Source organism: Cupriavidus sp. WKF15, assembly GCF_029278605.1.
GTDB lineage: Bacteria > Pseudomonadota > Gammaproteobacteria > Burkholderiales > Burkholderiaceae > Cupriavidus.
Genome location: NZ_CP119573.1, coordinates 1405380 through 1419610 on the forward strand (window position 1 = coordinate 1405380; position 14231 = coordinate 1419610).

General features: G+C 68.0%; 13 protein-coding genes. 9 read left to right on the top strand and 4 right to left on the bottom strand.

Annotation, left to right across the window (positions count from 1 at the left end):
* The first annotated feature begins 4 nt into the window (after nt 1–4).
* From CupriaWKF_RS23795 to CupriaWKF_RS23810, 4 genes are all read left to right on the top strand, one after another.
* Nucleotides 5–481 carry a (2Fe-2S)-binding protein gene (locus CupriaWKF_RS23795; RefSeq protein ID WP_276100919.1) on the top strand — a complete coding sequence of 159 codons (477 nt, stop codon included), beginning with the start codon at nt 5–7 and terminating at the stop codon, nt 479–481.
* Entirely contained in the window at nt 471–1223 is a 753-nt protein-coding gene (locus CupriaWKF_RS23800; RefSeq protein WP_276100920.1) for an SRPBCC family protein, read from the top strand. Before CupriaWKF_RS23795 ends, CupriaWKF_RS23800 begins: the two co-directional genes overlap by 11 nt.
* 187 nt (nt 1224–1410) lie before the next feature.
* Nucleotides 1411–2235, top strand: a complete 825-nt coding sequence (locus CupriaWKF_RS23805; protein ID WP_276100921.1) for an IclR family transcriptional regulator — start codon at nt 1411–1413, stop codon at nt 2233–2235.
* A gap of 83 nt (nt 2236–2318) precedes the next feature.
* Nucleotides 2319–3278 (top strand): tripartite tricarboxylate transporter substrate binding protein, encoded by a 960-nt coding sequence (locus tag CupriaWKF_RS23810; RefSeq protein WP_276103183.1) that lies wholly within the window; start codon nt 2319–2321, stop codon nt 3276–3278.
* A 115-nt stretch (nt 3279–3393) separates the two neighbouring features.
* Here CupriaWKF_RS23810 and CupriaWKF_RS23815 read toward each other — a convergent pair whose 3' ends face one another.
* Nucleotides 3394–4155: an acyl-CoA dehydrogenase family protein gene (locus CupriaWKF_RS23815; protein WP_276100922.1), complete on the bottom strand. Its 762-nt coding sequence runs from the start codon at nt 4153–4155 to the stop codon at nt 3394–3396.
* 163 nt (nt 4156–4318) lie between these two features.
* On the opposite strand from CupriaWKF_RS23815, the gene CupriaWKF_RS23820 reads away from it, so the two are divergent.
* Together CupriaWKF_RS23820 and CupriaWKF_RS23825 are read left to right on the top strand one after the other, a co-directional pair.
* On the top strand, nt 4319–5863 hold the full coding sequence (locus CupriaWKF_RS23820) for an AMP-binding protein (protein WP_276100923.1): 1545 nt from the start codon (nt 4319–4321) through the stop codon (nt 5861–5863).
* A 165-nt stretch (nt 5864–6028) separates the two neighbouring features.
* Complete coding sequence (locus tag CupriaWKF_RS23825) at nt 6029–8812, top strand: LuxR C-terminal-related transcriptional regulator (protein WP_276100924.1); 2784 nt, start codon at nt 6029–6031, stop codon at nt 8810–8812.
* Between the two features lie 33 nt (nt 8813–8845).
* On the opposite strand, the gene CupriaWKF_RS23830 is transcribed toward CupriaWKF_RS23825, so the two are convergent.
* Complete coding sequence (locus CupriaWKF_RS23830) at nt 8846–9517, bottom strand: nitroreductase (protein WP_276100925.1); 672 nt, start codon at nt 9515–9517, stop codon at nt 8846–8848.
* A gap of 12 nt (nt 9518–9529) precedes the next feature.
* Complete coding sequence (locus tag CupriaWKF_RS23835) at nt 9530–10405, bottom strand: crotonase/enoyl-CoA hydratase family protein (protein ID WP_276100926.1); 876 nt, start codon at nt 10403–10405, stop codon at nt 9530–9532.
* 165 nt (nt 10406–10570) lie between these two features.
* On the opposite strand from CupriaWKF_RS23835, the gene CupriaWKF_RS23840 reads away from it, so the two are divergent.
* From CupriaWKF_RS23840 to CupriaWKF_RS23850, 3 genes are all read left to right on the top strand, one after another.
* Nucleotides 10571–11542: a nitronate monooxygenase family protein gene (locus CupriaWKF_RS23840; RefSeq protein WP_276100927.1), complete on the top strand. Its 972-nt coding sequence runs from the start codon at nt 10571–10573 to the stop codon at nt 11540–11542.
* A gap of 4 nt (nt 11543–11546) precedes the next feature.
* Nucleotides 11547–12002 (top strand): PaaI family thioesterase, encoded by a 456-nt coding sequence (locus tag CupriaWKF_RS23845; RefSeq protein WP_276100928.1) that lies wholly within the window; start codon nt 11547–11549, stop codon nt 12000–12002.
* Between the two features lie 116 nt (nt 12003–12118).
* Nucleotides 12119–13297 (top strand): acetyl-CoA C-acetyltransferase, encoded by a 1179-nt coding sequence (locus tag CupriaWKF_RS23850; RefSeq protein WP_276100929.1) that lies wholly within the window; start codon nt 12119–12121, stop codon nt 13295–13297.
* Between the two features lie 169 nt (nt 13298–13466).
* On the opposite strand, the gene CupriaWKF_RS23855 is transcribed toward CupriaWKF_RS23850, so the two are convergent.
* Nucleotides 13467–14141 carry a histidine phosphatase family protein gene (locus CupriaWKF_RS23855; RefSeq protein ID WP_276100930.1) on the bottom strand — a complete coding sequence of 225 codons (675 nt, stop codon included), beginning with the start codon at nt 14139–14141 and terminating at the stop codon, nt 13467–13469.
* Between the last annotated feature and the right edge of the window lie 90 nt (nt 14142–14231).

The window sequence follows — 14231 nt, forward strand, 5'->3', positions numbered from 1 at the left end:
TGCCATGAGCAAAATCACCATCGATGTCACCGTCAACGGAGAAGAACATAGCGTCGAAGTTCCGGCGCGGCGCATGCTGTCCGACCTGCTGCGCGACGACCTGAACCTGACCGGCACCAAGCGCGGCTGCGAAACGGGCATTTGCGGCGCCTGCACGGTGCTGGTCGACGGCGAGGCCGTCAAGTCCTGCCTGATGCTGGCCGCGCAGGTGCGCGGGCGCCACGTGATGACCGTAGAAGGCCTGGCGGCCGATGGCGAACTGCACCCACTGCAGCAAAGCGTCATGGAATGCGGCGGCCTGCAGTGCGGCTACTGCACGCCGGGCTTTCTGATGACGTCGTGCGCGCTGCTGGCCGACAACCCCAACCCAACGGAAGAGGAGGTCCGTCACGGGCTGAACGGGAACCTGTGCCGCTGCACGGGCTACGTCGGCATCGTCGAATCCATCCTGTCCGCCGCGGAGAAAATGCGTGGAAATTGAAAAGACCCTGGTCACCGCGGCGCCGCCGGCGCGCGTGTGGGAACTGCTGCTCGACCCGAACGTGATGGGCGCCTGCGTGCCTGGCATGGAATCGATCGAGGTCATCAGCGATGTGGAATACATCGCGCACATGACGGTGAAGATCGCGTTCATCAATGCACGCTTCCGCCTGCATACGAAGATCGTCGAGACGCGCGCGCCGCATTACTTGCGCACCGAGGGCACGGGCGAGGATGCGTCGGTCGCCAGTTCGCTGCGCCAGGCGAGCGAGATCTTCCTGACGGAGCAGGAGGACGGCTCGACCCAGTTGCGCATCCGGGTCCAGGTCGACGTGCTGGGTCGGCTCGGCACCTTTGGCCTGAGCGTGATGAAGACCAAGGCCGACCGGATGTGGGACGAGTTCGGCGCCAACCTGCTGGCGCGGCTGTCGCCGCAGGCCGGCCAGGCCGCAGCGGTGCCGGCTGCTGCATCGACCGCGGCGCCACCGGTTGCCATGCCGGCGATGGCAGCGCCGGCACCGCTCGCCGCGCACAACGGCCATGCAGCCAGCGCTCCGGCCTGGAACGGCCACAGTGACAACGGTGGCCTGCTGTCCAGGCTGTTCGGGCGTGCGCCGGCGCAGCGCGGGCCGCTCTCGGACATCTGCGTGGAATTGCGCCGGCGTGACGAGACCATCGTCGTGCGCTGGCCGGCCCAGCATGGCGAGCAGTGCGCGGCCTGGTTGCGCGACTATCTGAAGTAGGGCGGGGGACGTGGCGTGGCGGGGGAACAACCCGCCGCCGCGCGAGGTTTGTCGGCGCGACGGGTACCCTATGGGGCTCAGGCGTGATATATGGGAACGTTGCCGGTGTACGCAGGGGTGGAAAACGGCCCCGCAAGGCACCCGAAGCATGTCCGGAACGCCATAACACGCATAGCAGAGACAAACCATGACCACCGAATCGCCGCCCGAAGACGCCCAGGACAAGTACATCGTGCCGGGGCTGGAGCGCGGCCTGCGCTTGCTGGGCGAGTTCAGCAGCCGCGAGCGCACCCTGTCGGCCGCCGAGCTGGCGCGGCGCCTGAAGGTGCCGCGCTCGACCGTTTTCCGCCTGCTGGCCACGCTGGAGATGATGGGCTTCGTCGAGCGCACCGATGGCGGCCGCGAGTTCCGGCTCGGCATGGCGGTGCTGCGGCTAGGCTTTGACTACCTGGCCTCGCTGGAACTGACCGAGCTGGGCCGCCCGCTGCTGGACCGGCTGCGCGACGAGATCCATTACCCGTGCAACCTCGTGGTGCGCGACGGGCGCTCGATCGTCTACGTGGCCAAGTCCGTGTCGCCGCGCCCGTTTGCCAGCACGGTCAACGTCGGCACGCGGCTGCCGGCGCACGCCACGGTGCTCGGGCGCGTGCTGCTCGAAGACCTGTCGCTGGACGAGTTGCGGGCGCTGTATCCCGAAGCGCGGCTGGAGGTGTTTTCGGAAAGCACGCCACGCACGGTCGAGGAACTCTACGAGATGGTGCAGCGCGACCGTGAACGCGGCTACGTGCTGCATGAAGGCTTCTTCGAGGCCAGCATCTCGACGATCGCGGCGCCCGTGCGCGACCGTACCGGCAAGGTCGTGGCGGCACTGGGGGCAACCATCCCGGCTTCGCGTATCGACCCGGATCAACTGGACAATATGGTGGAAATGGTCAGGGGCGCCGGCGCGGAACTGTCGCGGCTGCTCGACTACCGTCCGCCCGAACCGCCCCGGCCGTTCGGCCTGGGCTGAACCTTCAACCGATGCAACAAAGTCATATCAGTTACGACGGCAAGCAGGCCGGATTCCCTACCCGACGCCGTTGGCTCGTTGCCATGGCGGCGGGTCTGCTGGTGACAGCCGGCCTCGCCACGCAGAATGCCTGGGCCGCCTGTGCCAACGTGCGCATCGTGGTGCCGTTCCCGGCCGGCGGGCCGGCCGACCAGCTCGCACGCACGCTCTCGCACGGGCTGCAGCAACGGCATGCGAACGTTCCGTATATCGTCGACAACAAGCCCGGCGCCAACGGCAATATCGGCATCGACGCCGTGCGCCGTGCCGCGGGCGATGGCTGCACGCTGCTGGTGGTGCCGGCCGGCAACCTGACCATCAACCCGACGCTGTTCCCGGCGCTGTCCTACCAGGTGGAGCGTGATTTCCGGCCGGTGTCGCTGCTGGCCAGTTCGCCCAACGTGCTGGCCGTGCATCCGTCGGTCAAGGCGAATTCCGTGCAGGAGCTGATCCGGCTCGCGCGGCAGTCGGCGCAGGCCGGCACGCCGCTTGGCTACGCCAGTCCAGGCGTCGGCAGCGGGCTGCACCTGGCCGGCGAGCTGTTCCGGCACAAGGCAGGCGTGACGCTGATGCACGTACCCTACAAAGGCACGACGCAGGCGCTCAATGACGTGGTGGGCGGCCAGGTACCGGTGCTGCTGGGCACATGGCCGACGCTGGCGCCGTTCATCCAGTCGGGCAAGCTGCGCGCGCTGGCGGTGACGCAGTCGAAGCGTTCGCCTGCCGCGCCCGGCGTGCCGTCGCTGGCCGAGCAGGGCGTGGCCGGCATCGACGTCAGTTCCTGGTATGCGCTGCTGGTGCCGCGCGCCACGCCGGCGGCGGCCGTCGACGGACTGGCGGCCGAGGTGCGTGCCTTGCTGGGGACGGCCGCGGTCCGGACCGAGCTGCAGCGCCAGGGCATGGAGCCGGTGGCCAGTACGCCCGAGGCGCTGGCCGCGCGCATCCGCGAGGAAACCGCCGCATGGGCGAAGCTGATTCGCGAGTACGACATCAAGGCCGAGTAGCGGCGGGATCTGACGGAGGCGGCTGGTACAAACAGAAACCCGCTTCGGCGGGCTTCTGTCTTCCACCAGCCGCCGCCGCATCCGGCATGCGGCAGTTCGGCCGGTATCGGTAGCGCTAGAGTCCGAGCATCAGCTTGGCGATGATATTGCGCTGAATCTCGTTGGAGCCGCCGTAGATCGAAGCCTTGCGGTAATTGAAATAGCGCGGCGCCAGCACGGCGGCATAGTCGGGCCCGACGCGCGGCGGCGCCTCCCGGCCCTGGATCTCCGCCCAGGTGTCCTGCACGAAGGGCAGCGCCGCCGGACCCGCCGCATCCACGGCCAGTTCGCTGATGGCCTGCATGGCCTCCGTCCCCAGCAGCTTGAGCATGCTCGACGCGGCGCCGATCGATTTGCCCGATTCCACGCCGCTGAACAGCTTCAGTTCCACCGCCTGCAGCCCGGCCGCGCGCAGGTGAAGCTGGGCCAGCTTGCGGCGGAAGCACGCGTCCGCGAGTAGCGGCCGGCCATCGTCGCCGGGCTGGTCCGCGGCGATCGCCGCGACTTTGGCCAGCTGTTTGCGCAAGGTCGGGCCATAGGTGCCGCCGCGCTCGAACTCGAGCAGGTACTTGGCGTAGGTCCAGCCCATGCCTTCTTCGCCAATGCGGTTCTCGACCGGCACGCGCACATTGTCGAAGAACACCTGGTTGACTTCCTGCTGCCCGGGCATCGGGCCATCGAGGGTGGGTAGCGCGGCCACCGTGATGCCAGGCGTGCGCATGTCCACCAGCACGAACGAGATGCCTTCCTGGCGCCGTGCGTCGCGGCTGGTACGCACCAGGCAGAACATCCAGTCGGCCATCTTCGGCGCAAGCCAGTCGCGCGCGCATCGTCGCATCGGACGAAGCCCCGGGCCCGGCGCTTGCCGCAGTGCCGCATGCCGGGCCTCGTCCCGTTCGTCGTTTCCGACGATGCCCGAGTCTGGCCGGGCTCATGAGAATGCATCCACCCCAACCGCCGCCGATGCGGCGGACCCTATTCGAATTCCAGGAGACCACGCCATGCACCCGTATGTCCACGCGCAGCGCACCCCAGAGAAGCCGGCGGTCATCATGGGCGACGGCACCGTGGTGACATACCGCGAACTGGACGAGCGCTCCAACCAGGCGGCCCGTCTCTATCGCGGCCACGGCCTGCAGCGCGGCGATCGCGTGGCGTTCCTGATCGAGAACCATCCGCGGCTGTTCGAGCTGTGCTGGGGCGCGCAGCGCAGCGGCATTACCTTTATCTGCCTGAGCACACGCCTGAACGCGGCCGATGCCGCCTACATCATCCGCGACAGCGGCGCGCAGATGCTGGTTTCCTCCCGGGCGCAGGGAGAGGTCGCCGAGGCGCTGATGGAACAGGTGCCGGGCCTGAAGGGCTACCTGATGCTGGACGGCGCCTTGCCCGGCTACATGTCGTACGAAACCACGCTTGCACGGTATCCGGCCCAACGCATCGAGGACGAAACCACGGGCGGCGACATGCTGTATTCATCGGGCACCACCGGACGCCCGAAGGGCGTCTACGCGCCGCCGGGCAGCCCGGACATCGACACACCGACTTCGCTGACCGCGCTCACGCAGAGGCTGTATGGCTTCGGTCCTGACATGCGCTATCTGTCGCCAGCGCCGCTGTACCACGCCGCGCCGCTGCGCTACAACATGTCGGTGCAGGCGCTGGGCGGTACCTCGGTGGTGATGGAGCATTTCGATGCGGAGCAGTTCCTGCGGCTCGTGCAGGAGCATGGCATCACGCATACGCAAGTGGTGCCGACTATGTTCTCGCGCATGCTGAAGCTGCCCGCGGAGACGCGCGCCCGCCATGACGTGTCGTCGCTGCGCGTGGCCATCCACGCCGCGGCACCATGTCCGGTGCAGGTCAAGGAGCAGATGATCGAATGGTGGGGGCCGGTCGTGTGGGAGTACTACGCCGGCACCGAGGGCAATGGCGTGACGGTGGTCAGCTCGTCCGAGTGGCTGCAGCGCAAGGGCACGGTCGGGCGCGCCATGATCGGCAAGCTGCGCATCTGCGATGCGGACGGTGCGTTGATGCCGCCCGGGCAGCCGGGCACGATTTATTTTGCCGAGGGGCGCCAGTTCGTGTACCACAACGACCCGGCCAAGACCGAGGAATCGCGCCATCCCGAACATGCGGACTGGAGCACCATCGGCGACATCGGCTACGTGGACGAGGACGGCTACCTCTACCTCACTGACCGCAAGGCCAACATGATCATCTCGGGCGGCGTGAACATTTACCCGCAGGAGGCCGAGAACCTGCTGATGACTCATCCGAAGGTCATGGACGTGGCCGTGATCGGCGTGCCGAACGAAGATTTCGGCGAGGAGGTCAAGGCCGTGGTGCAGCCGGCCAGCATGGCGGAAGCGGGGCCCGAGCTGGCCGCCGAGCTGATCGCGTTCTGCCGCGAGAACCTGTCCGGCATCAAATGCCCGCGCACCGTGGACTTCGCGGCCGAACTGCCGCGCCTGCCGACCGGCAAGCTGCTCAAGCGGGTGCTGCGCGACCGCTACTGGGCCGGCCACGGCAGCAAGCTGGTTTGATATCCAACGGCGCCGCGATTGGCAGTCGCGGCCTTGCTCGCCGACGCCCGGGCCGGTTTACGCCATAATTCCCTGTTCATTCACGGGCACGGCCGCGCTGTCACACCGGCTGGCCTGCAGTACAAAGGGCAAGGCTGAACCCGGATGCGGAGCACAAACTAGCCAATGGCGAGCAATGAGGAGACTGCCCGGCGCCCGGCGCCGGGCGCGGGCACTGGCGCCCTGGCGGCGAAACTGCGGCCGCCCCTGCTGACCCCTTACCAGGTGGAGCGCTCAGCCATCTGCGATACCGTCTGCGCGGCCGGCTTCGTGCGGCTCGTCCTGGTGCGCGCGCCGGCCGGCTTCGGCAAGACCACGGCCATGCTGCAATGCCGGGCGCGGCTGGAAGCGGCTGGCGTGCCGACGGTCTGGCTGACCCTGGACCGCGCCGATAACGACGCCACGCGCTTCCTCGGATCGCTGGAGGTGGCGCTGTCGCAGGTACTGGAGGGCGGCCCGAAGCGTCCCGCCGATCATGCCGGAGCGGATGCCGGCGAGCAGGCGCTCGCGCTGATGGACCGCGTGGCGCGGCATCATGGCGCCTTTACGCTGTTCCTCGACGATTTCGAAGCGCTCCAGAACCCGGCCGTGGTGGGGCTGGTCTGGCAGCTCGTGGAAAGCCTGCCGCCGGGCGCGCGCGTCGTGGTCGGCACGCGCTGGGTACCGGAGACCGGCCTTGGCCGGCTGCGCGCGCGTGGCGAACTGCTCGAGATCGAGCCCGCCCAACTGCGCTTCAGTGCCAGCGAAACAGAATCGTTCCTGCGCCAGGCACGCGGCCTGAAGCTGGAACAGGCCGCCATCAGCGTCCTGCACCGGCGTACCGAGGGGTGGCCCACCGCGCTGTGGCTGGCCTCGGTCTCCATGGAGCGTCGTGCGCAGCCAGAAACCTTTATCGCGGGTTTCTCTGGCTCGAACGCGGCCATTGCCGATTACCTGGTCGAGGACGTCTTTCACCACTTGCCAGAGCCCGTGCGCGACTTCCTGTTGCGCACGTCGATCCTCGACCAGTTGTGCGGACCGCTGTGCGACGCGCTGTACCAGTCAGCCGCGCAGGCCGGCGCGCCTGCCGAAGGCGAAGCGGCAGCCGGCAACAGCGCCGACATCCTGGCCTGGCTCGAGCGTGCCAACCTGTTCCTGCTGCCGCTGGAGAGCGAGCGCTACGGCGAGCGCGGCACCGGAGAGCAGCCGCAGCAGTGGTATCGCTATCACAGCCTCTTTTCCAGCTTCCTGCGCGGACAGCTCGCGCAGACCCTGCCGCAGGCAGTGCCCGCGCTGCACATGGCGGCCTCGCGCTGGTATGAAGGCCAGGGGCGCCCGGTGCCGGCCATCGAGCATGCCTTTGCCGCCGGGGCGGTGGCCCATGCGCTGCAATTGCTGGACAGCGCGGCGGGCGAGCTGCTGGCGCAGGGGCGCATGCGGTTGCTGACGCGCTGGCTCGAAGTGGTACCGCCAGACGAACTGGCGCGCTGGCCCAAGCTGCAAATCGCGCGCGCGTGGGCGGTGTCGTTCACGCGCGGGCCGGCCGAAGCCATTGCACTGCTGCAGGCTGCTTCCACCGAAGGTGCGGCAGGCGAGCTGCTGGCACATGTGCGCGCGCTGCGGCACATGCTGCTCAATATGATGGACCGCTTCGACGATGCCCGCGCCTTTGCCCGCAACGAGTTGCCGCCGCTGCCGATGGGCTATGCCTTTCCCGATGCCATCCTGGCCACGTCGATGGCGCGGCTCGCGGCCGTCAGTGGCGACTACGGCGAGGCGCGCCGCCTGCTGGCCGTGGCGCGGCAGGCCGTGCGCGGTTCGGACAGCAACTTCAACAAGATCTTCTCGGAGTCGGTGGAAGGGCTGATCGACCTGCGCCAGGGACGGCTGCAGCAGGCGCTGGGGCGCTTCCGCATTGCCGCGCGCACCATGTTGCCGAACCGGTTCGGACCGACCAATGGCAATGCCATGGCCTGCATCCTGCTGGCCGAAGGGCTCTATGAGAGCGGCGATTCCGACCGTGCCGGCCGCTTGCTGAATGTGTACCTGCCGCTGTCACGCGACCTGGGCTTGCCGGACCAGATCATTACCGGCCATCTGGTGCTGGCGCGCATTGCCTTCGAGCGTGGCGAAGCCGACCAGGCCCATGAATGGCTGGCCGCGCTGGAGCATCTTGGGCACCATCGCGGCCTGACGCGCCTGGTCATGTCCGCGATGCTCGAGCGCGCGCGCCTGGCCTTGCGCCAGGGCAACCGGCACGCTGCCGAAGAAGCCCTGCTGCGCGCGTCCGAGCCTGCGCTATGGCGTACGCGGCCGGGCGTCAGCTCGTTCGCGAACGATGTCGAAGACATCACGGTAGGCCGCCTGCGCCTGGCTTTGCATGTCGAACCCACCGCGCAGGTGCGCGAGGCACTGGAGCGCGAACTGGCGGCCGCGGTGTCCAACCAGCTCATGCGGCGCGCGCTGAAGCTGCGCATCCTGCTGGCCCAGGCATACCAGCGCACGGGGGATGGCGCACAGGCGCTCGTGGTCATGGGTGAGGCGTTGCGCTTCGGCGCGGCGGAAGGGTTTGTCCGCATCTTTGCCGATGAGGGGGACGAGGTGCGCCGCCTCGTGGCGCAGGCCTGTGCAAGGCAAGGCGGCAACCTGCCGTCGGCGTATGTGGAAAAGCTGCTTGCAGCGTGCGGCATGGGACCGGACGCGGCGCCGGCTAACCAGGCCGCGCCCGCGCCGCTGGTGGAGCCGCTGACCCCGAAGGAGCAGAAGGTGCTGCAACTGCTGGCCGAAGGGTTCTCCAACGTCGCCATGGCCCAGCGGCTGTTCGTGTCGGAAACCACGGTGCGCACGCACTTGCGCAATATCAGCGCCAAGCTTCACGCCAGCAACCGCACGCAGGCCGTGGCCATCGCGAGGCAGCTCGGACTGCTGTGAAAGGCGCGCCCGTCGGGCGCGCCTTCCTCCCGTTCAGATGCCCATGAACTCGGAGAACGCCTCCAGCGCTGCGCGCGGCGCGCGCAACTGGTTGGCGGGCGCCTCGGGATCTTCGTAGCCGATTGCCATGCCCGTGAACAGCATCCGCTCCGGCGGCAGCGACAGGAAGCTGCCGAGCGTCTGCGGATAGATCGCCCAGCATTCCTGCGCGCAACTGTCCAGGCCTTCCTCGCGCAGCAGCAGCATCACCGTCTGCAGGTACATGCCAAGGTCCGACCATTGCGGCGGCCCCATGCGCCGGTCGACGCTGCAGAACAGCGCCAGCGGCGCGCCGAAGAACGCGAAGTTGTTGGCGAACTGCGCCAGGCGGCGCTGCTTGTCTTCGCGCGGGATATCGAGGCAGCGATACAGCGCCTCGCCGACCTCGAAGCGCCGGTCGCGATAGGGGGAGGCGAGCTCGCGCGGATAGATGTCGTACTCGCGGTCTTCGCCACCGGGCGCTTGCGCCACGCGCTGGCGCATGATGCCTTTCAGCCGATCCATCTCATCGCCGCCGACCACGTGAATGTGCCACGGCTGCAGGTTGCCGCCCGAGGGCGCGCGTGCCGCGGCGGCCAGCACGCGGCGGATGGTATCGGGAGCGACGGGCTTCGGCAGAAAACCACGCACGGATTTGCGGCTGTCCACCGCCTGGCTGACTTTCATGTCCACTCCTGCTCAGGCGAACGGCGGCTCGCCGCTCCAGTCGAAGAAGTCCGGCAGGTCCTGCGACACGCGATCCGGGAAGGCGGCGGGGCGCTTTTCGAGGAAGGCGCTGACGCCTTCCTTGACATCGGCCGAACGGCCGCGCGACAGGATCGCCCGGCTGTCGAGCTTGTGCGCCTCCATCGGGTGGCTGGCCCCGGCCATGCGCCAGATCAGCTGGCGCGAGATCGCGACGGACACCGGCGCCGCGTTGTCGGCGATTTCCCGCGCAATGGCGCGCGCGGCCGGCAACAGGTCCTCGGGCGCATGGAGCGAGCGGACCAGGCCGCGCTCGAACGCTTCCTGGGCCGAGAACACGCGGCCGGTGTAGCACCATTCGAGCGCGGTCGAGATACCGACCACGCGCGACAGGAACCACGAAGACGCGGCTTCCGGCGTAATGCCGCGCCGTGCGAACACAAAGCCGAACTTGGCATCGGTGGACGCCAGCCGGATGTCCATGGGCAGCTGCATGGTCACGCCGACGCCGACCGCCGCGCCGTTCACCGCGCCGATGACCGGCTTGAGGCTGCGGAAGATGCGCAGCGACACGCGGCCGCCGCCGTCGCGGTGGGCCGTGTCGGGCTTTGCGCCATAGCGCTTCTCGTAGTCGAAGGTGGAGCTGCCGCCCGACAGGTCCGCGCCCGCGCAGAAGGCGCGGCCGGAACCCGTGACGATGACGGCGCGCACGTTGTCATCGGCATCGGTGGCGTCGAAGGCGGCGATCAGGTCCTGCATCATCTGGCCGGTGAAGGCGTTGAGCTGCTCGGGCCGGTGCAGGGTGATGGTCGCTATGCCGTCTTCCACGGCATAGCGCAGGGTCTCGAAGGTCGGGGTGGGTTGGTTCATGACGGTCCAGGCGGCGTGGGTGGGTCTGGCCCACACTAGTGCAGAATGCGTCTCCTGCAATCGTCGCTTCCGACGAAGCTAAGGCGCGCGCGGGCACCTTAGACTGCCCTGCGTGGCGCAGGCTGCCCGGGACGGCAGGCCGCGCGGCTGAAACCAAGGACAACCATGAAGACACGTATCACCGAAATGCTGGGAATCCGCTACCCGATCATCCAGGGCGGCATGCAATGGGTGGGTTATGCCGAGATGGCGGCTGCTGTTTCCAATGCCGGCGGGCTGGGCATCCTGACCGCGCTGACGCAGCCGACGCCCGAGGCGCTGGCCGAGGAAATCCGCCGCTGCCGTGAAATGACCGATCGTCCCTTCGGTGTCAATCTCACGCTGCTGCCGTCGATCAACCCGCCGCCGTATGCGCGCTATCTCGATGCCATCATCGAAAGCGGCGTCAAGGTGCTGGAAACGGCAGGCAACAATCCCAAGGAACACATCGCGCGCGCCAAGGCCGCCGGCCTGAAGGTGATCCACAAGTGCGTGGCGATCCGACACGCGCTGTCGGCCGAGCGCCTGGGTGTCGACGCGGTGTCGATCGACGGTTTCGAGTGCGCGGGCCATCCCGGCGAAGACGATGTGCCGGGCATGGTGCTGATTCCGCTGGCGGCGCGCCGGCTGAAGATTCCCGTCATCGCGTCGGGTGGCATCGCCGACGGCCGCGGCATGGCAGCGGCCCTGGTGCTGGGCGCCGAGGGCGTGAACATGGGCACGCGCTTCTGCGCCACGCGCGAGGCGCCCATCCACGACAACATCAAGCAAGCGCTGGTTGCCGCCAGCGAGCGCGACACCAACCTGATCTTCCGCACCATGCACAACACCGCGCGCGTGCTGAAGAACGCCGTGTCGGATGAGGTGGTCAGCATCGAACGCCGCCCGGGCGGGGCCGAGTTCGAGGAAGTGCGGCACCTGGTCGCCGGTCAGCGTGGCAAGGCGGCGCTGGTATCGGGCGAGCCCGATGGCGGCATCGTGAGCGCGGGCCAGTGCGTGGGCCTGATCGACGATGTGCCGAGCTGCGAGGAACTGGTCGCGCGCATGGTGGCGGAGTGCCGCGAGCAACTCGGCGTCGCTTCGCGCTATTTCGGCTGAGGCCATGGCGGAAGCGGAGATTGCCGCCATGGCGGCCGGCGACGAGGCCTCGGCCGGGGGCGTGCCCGAGGGCTTCGTGGCCTTGCGCAAGCTGGACGGCTACATGGGCCACTTCGGCCAGCTGTACGTCAATTTGCAGCGCCGGACCCTGGCCGTGCGCGTCGGCGAGCACCATCTGAACAATCTCGGCATTCCGCACGGCGGCATGCTGGCCACGCTGGCCGATACGGCGATCGGGATGATGATGCAGATCGAGACCAAGCGGAAGAACAACGCCGTCACGGTCAACCTGAGCCTGGACTACCTCGATGCCGCGCGCGTCGGCGACTGGCTCGAGGCACGCGTGGAATTCGACAAGCTCGGGGCGCGCCTGCGCTATGGCACATGCCGCGTGATGAGCGGCGAGCGCTGCCTGCTGCGCGCGACCGCCATTTTCGCCGTGCTCGCGCCGCGGACCTGATCGGCGGCGCTCGTTTCGTCGCTTCCGACGACGCGCGCGCCGCACGGCATCCCCAGAATGCGTGCATCTAGGCTATACGGCTGGCCATTGTCGCCGGCATCGTTCAAGGAGATCACATGGCAGAGGCATATATCGTTGGTGCGGTACGTACCGCGGGTGGACGCAAAGGCGGCAGGCTGGCCGGCTGGCATCCGGCCGACCTGGCTGCTGAAGTACTCAACGCGCTGCTCGACCGCACCGGTGCCGATCCCGCGCTGGTCGAAGACGTCATCATGGGTTGCGTGAGCCAGGTCGGCGAACAGGCCGGCAACGTGGCGCGCAACGCCATCCTGGCGTCCCGCCTGCCCGAAAGCGTCCCGGGCACCTCGGTCGACCGCCAGTGCGGTTCGTCGCAACAGGCGCTGCACTTTGCGGCGCAGGCGGTGATGTCGGGTGCGATGGACATCGTCATCGCCGCTGGCGTGGAAAGCATGACGCGCGTGCCGATGGGACTGTCGTCGCAACTGCCGGCCAAGAATGGCTTTGGCGTGCCGAAGAGCCCGAACATCGAGCAGCGTTACCCGGGCGTGCAGTTCAGCCAGTTCACGGGCGCGGAAATGATCGCGCGCAACTACGGCTTTTCGCGCGAGGACCTGGACCGTTACGCATTGCTGAGCCACCAGCGCGCCGCCGCTGCGACCCGCGCGGGCCGCTTCAACGCCGAGATCGTGCCGGTAGAAGTCCGCCTGGCCGATGGCACCCGTAACGGCGAGCTGCATACCGCCGACGAAGGCATTCGCGCGGATGCGACGCTGGAATCGATCGGCAGCGTCAAGCTGATCGCCGAAGGCGGGCGCGTGACCGCAGCCACGGCCAGCCAGATCTGCGACGGCGCGGCAGGCCTGATGGTGGTCAACGAAGCCGGCCTGAAGAAGCTGGGCGTCAAGCCGCTGGCGCGCGTGCACCACATGACCGTGATCGGCCATGATCCGGTGATCATGCTGGAGGCGCCGCTGCCGGCAACGCAGCACGCGCTCAAGAAGGCAGGCATGAGCATCAACGACATCGACCTGTACGAAGTGAACGAGGCCTTTGCGCCTGTGCCGCTCGCATGGCTCAAGGCGACGGGTGCGGATCCGGAACGACTGAATGTCCATGGCGGCGCCATCGCGCTGGGCCATCCGCTGGGCGGCTCGGGCGCCAAGCTGATGACCACGCTGATCCATTCGCTCCATACGCATGGCAAGCGCTACGGCCTGCAGACCATGTGCGAAGGCGGCGGGCTGGCCAACGTCACCATTATCGAGCGCCTGTAAGCGCTGCATTCGCCCGGTACGGCGGTGGGCAAGGTGTAAAGGGGGCAGTACCGGCGGCGCGGGCATGTCAAAGTGCCCGCGCCAGTTGCCGGGGCCACGCTCCATTCCGAGCCCGGATCCCCGGGAATCCATCCGGCAGGACCCATTGGCGGCGCCAGGCGCCGCGGACTCAGGCGAACGTCTGCGCGCTGCGGCGGTCCGGCAGCTCCAGGTGCGGCACGCTGTTGAAACTCAGCAAGCGCCGCGTGCCGCGGCCGACGATGATTTCGCAGAACCCTGTATTGCGGAACTGAAGGTTCAGCTCGATGGCCGTTTGCGCAGGAGCGCCCAGCAGGTCGGCGGCTGCGCGGCCGATGGCGCCACCCGAGCTGACCACCAGGATGGCATCTTCACGCGAGGCACCTTCGCATGCCTGCATCAGCGCCGCGTCGATGCGTGCACCGAACTCGGCCCATGATTCCGGCATATCGGCCAGGGTGTCCTGGGTCCATGCCTGGTAGGCCGCCCTGAACGTACGCCAGTAGTCCTGGTAGTCGCCGTTCTGGTGGGCTCGATGGTCTGCGCCGCCGGTATAGGACCGGTACAGCGCTTCGCCGTCGTATTCGTTCAGGCCCGGATGCGATTCAATCGAGGATCCGCAGGTGCCCATGGCTGAGAGAATCTCGGCGGCCGTGTCCCGCTGGCGCACCAGCGTGCCGGCCACGACGCGCTTCAGGCCGATGCCCCGATCACGGAAATACTCGCCGAGCCAGCGCGCCTGCCGCCGGCCGGTTTCGGAAAGGCAATCGTAATTGGCCGCGCCGAACGAGGCCTGTCCGTGCCGTACGAGGAAGAGGGTTGCCATGAATGATTTCTAGGTTCGATTTGCCACGAATCAGCGGAGCGGTGGCAGGAACGGCCGGATGCACCGAAGGACACATCCAGTGTGTAAGCG

What these genes read in the sequence shown, in the direction of transcription:
- CupriaWKF_RS23795 (WP_276100919.1), top strand. Translation starts at nt 5, where the DNA reads ATGAGCAAAATCACCATCGATGTCACCGTCAACGGAGAAGAACATAGC.
- CupriaWKF_RS23805 (WP_276100921.1), top strand. Translation starts at nt 1,411, where the DNA reads ATGACCACCGAATCGCCGCCCGAAGACGCCCAGGACAAGTACATCGTG.
- CupriaWKF_RS23810 (WP_276103183.1), top strand. Translation starts at nt 2,319, where the DNA reads ATGGCGGCGGGTCTGCTGGTGACAGCCGGCCTCGCCACGCAGAATGCC.
- CupriaWKF_RS23815 (WP_276100922.1), bottom strand. Translation starts at nt 4,155, where the DNA reads ATGCGACGATGCGCGCGCGACTGGCTTGCGCCGAAGATGGCCGACTGG.
- CupriaWKF_RS23820 (WP_276100923.1), top strand. Translation starts at nt 4,319, where the DNA reads ATGCACCCGTATGTCCACGCGCAGCGCACCCCAGAGAAGCCGGCGGTC.
- CupriaWKF_RS23825 (WP_276100924.1), top strand. Translation starts at nt 6,029, where the DNA reads ATGGCGAGCAATGAGGAGACTGCCCGGCGCCCGGCGCCGGGCGCGGGC.
- CupriaWKF_RS23830 (WP_276100925.1), bottom strand. Translation starts at nt 9,517, where the DNA reads ATGAAAGTCAGCCAGGCGGTGGACAGCCGCAAATCCGTGCGTGGTTTT.
- CupriaWKF_RS23835 (WP_276100926.1), bottom strand. Translation starts at nt 10,405, where the DNA reads ATGAACCAACCCACCCCGACCTTCGAGACCCTGCGCTATGCCGTGGAA.
- CupriaWKF_RS23840 (WP_276100927.1), top strand. Translation starts at nt 10,571, where the DNA reads ATGAAGACACGTATCACCGAAATGCTGGGAATCCGCTACCCGATCATC.
- CupriaWKF_RS23845 (WP_276100928.1), top strand. Translation starts at nt 11,547, where the DNA reads ATGGCGGAAGCGGAGATTGCCGCCATGGCGGCCGGCGACGAGGCCTCG.
- CupriaWKF_RS23850 (WP_276100929.1), top strand. Translation starts at nt 12,119, where the DNA reads ATGGCAGAGGCATATATCGTTGGTGCGGTACGTACCGCGGGTGGACGC.
- CupriaWKF_RS23855 (WP_276100930.1), bottom strand. Translation starts at nt 14,141, where the DNA reads ATGGCAACCCTCTTCCTCGTACGGCACGGACAGGCCTCGTTCGGCGCG.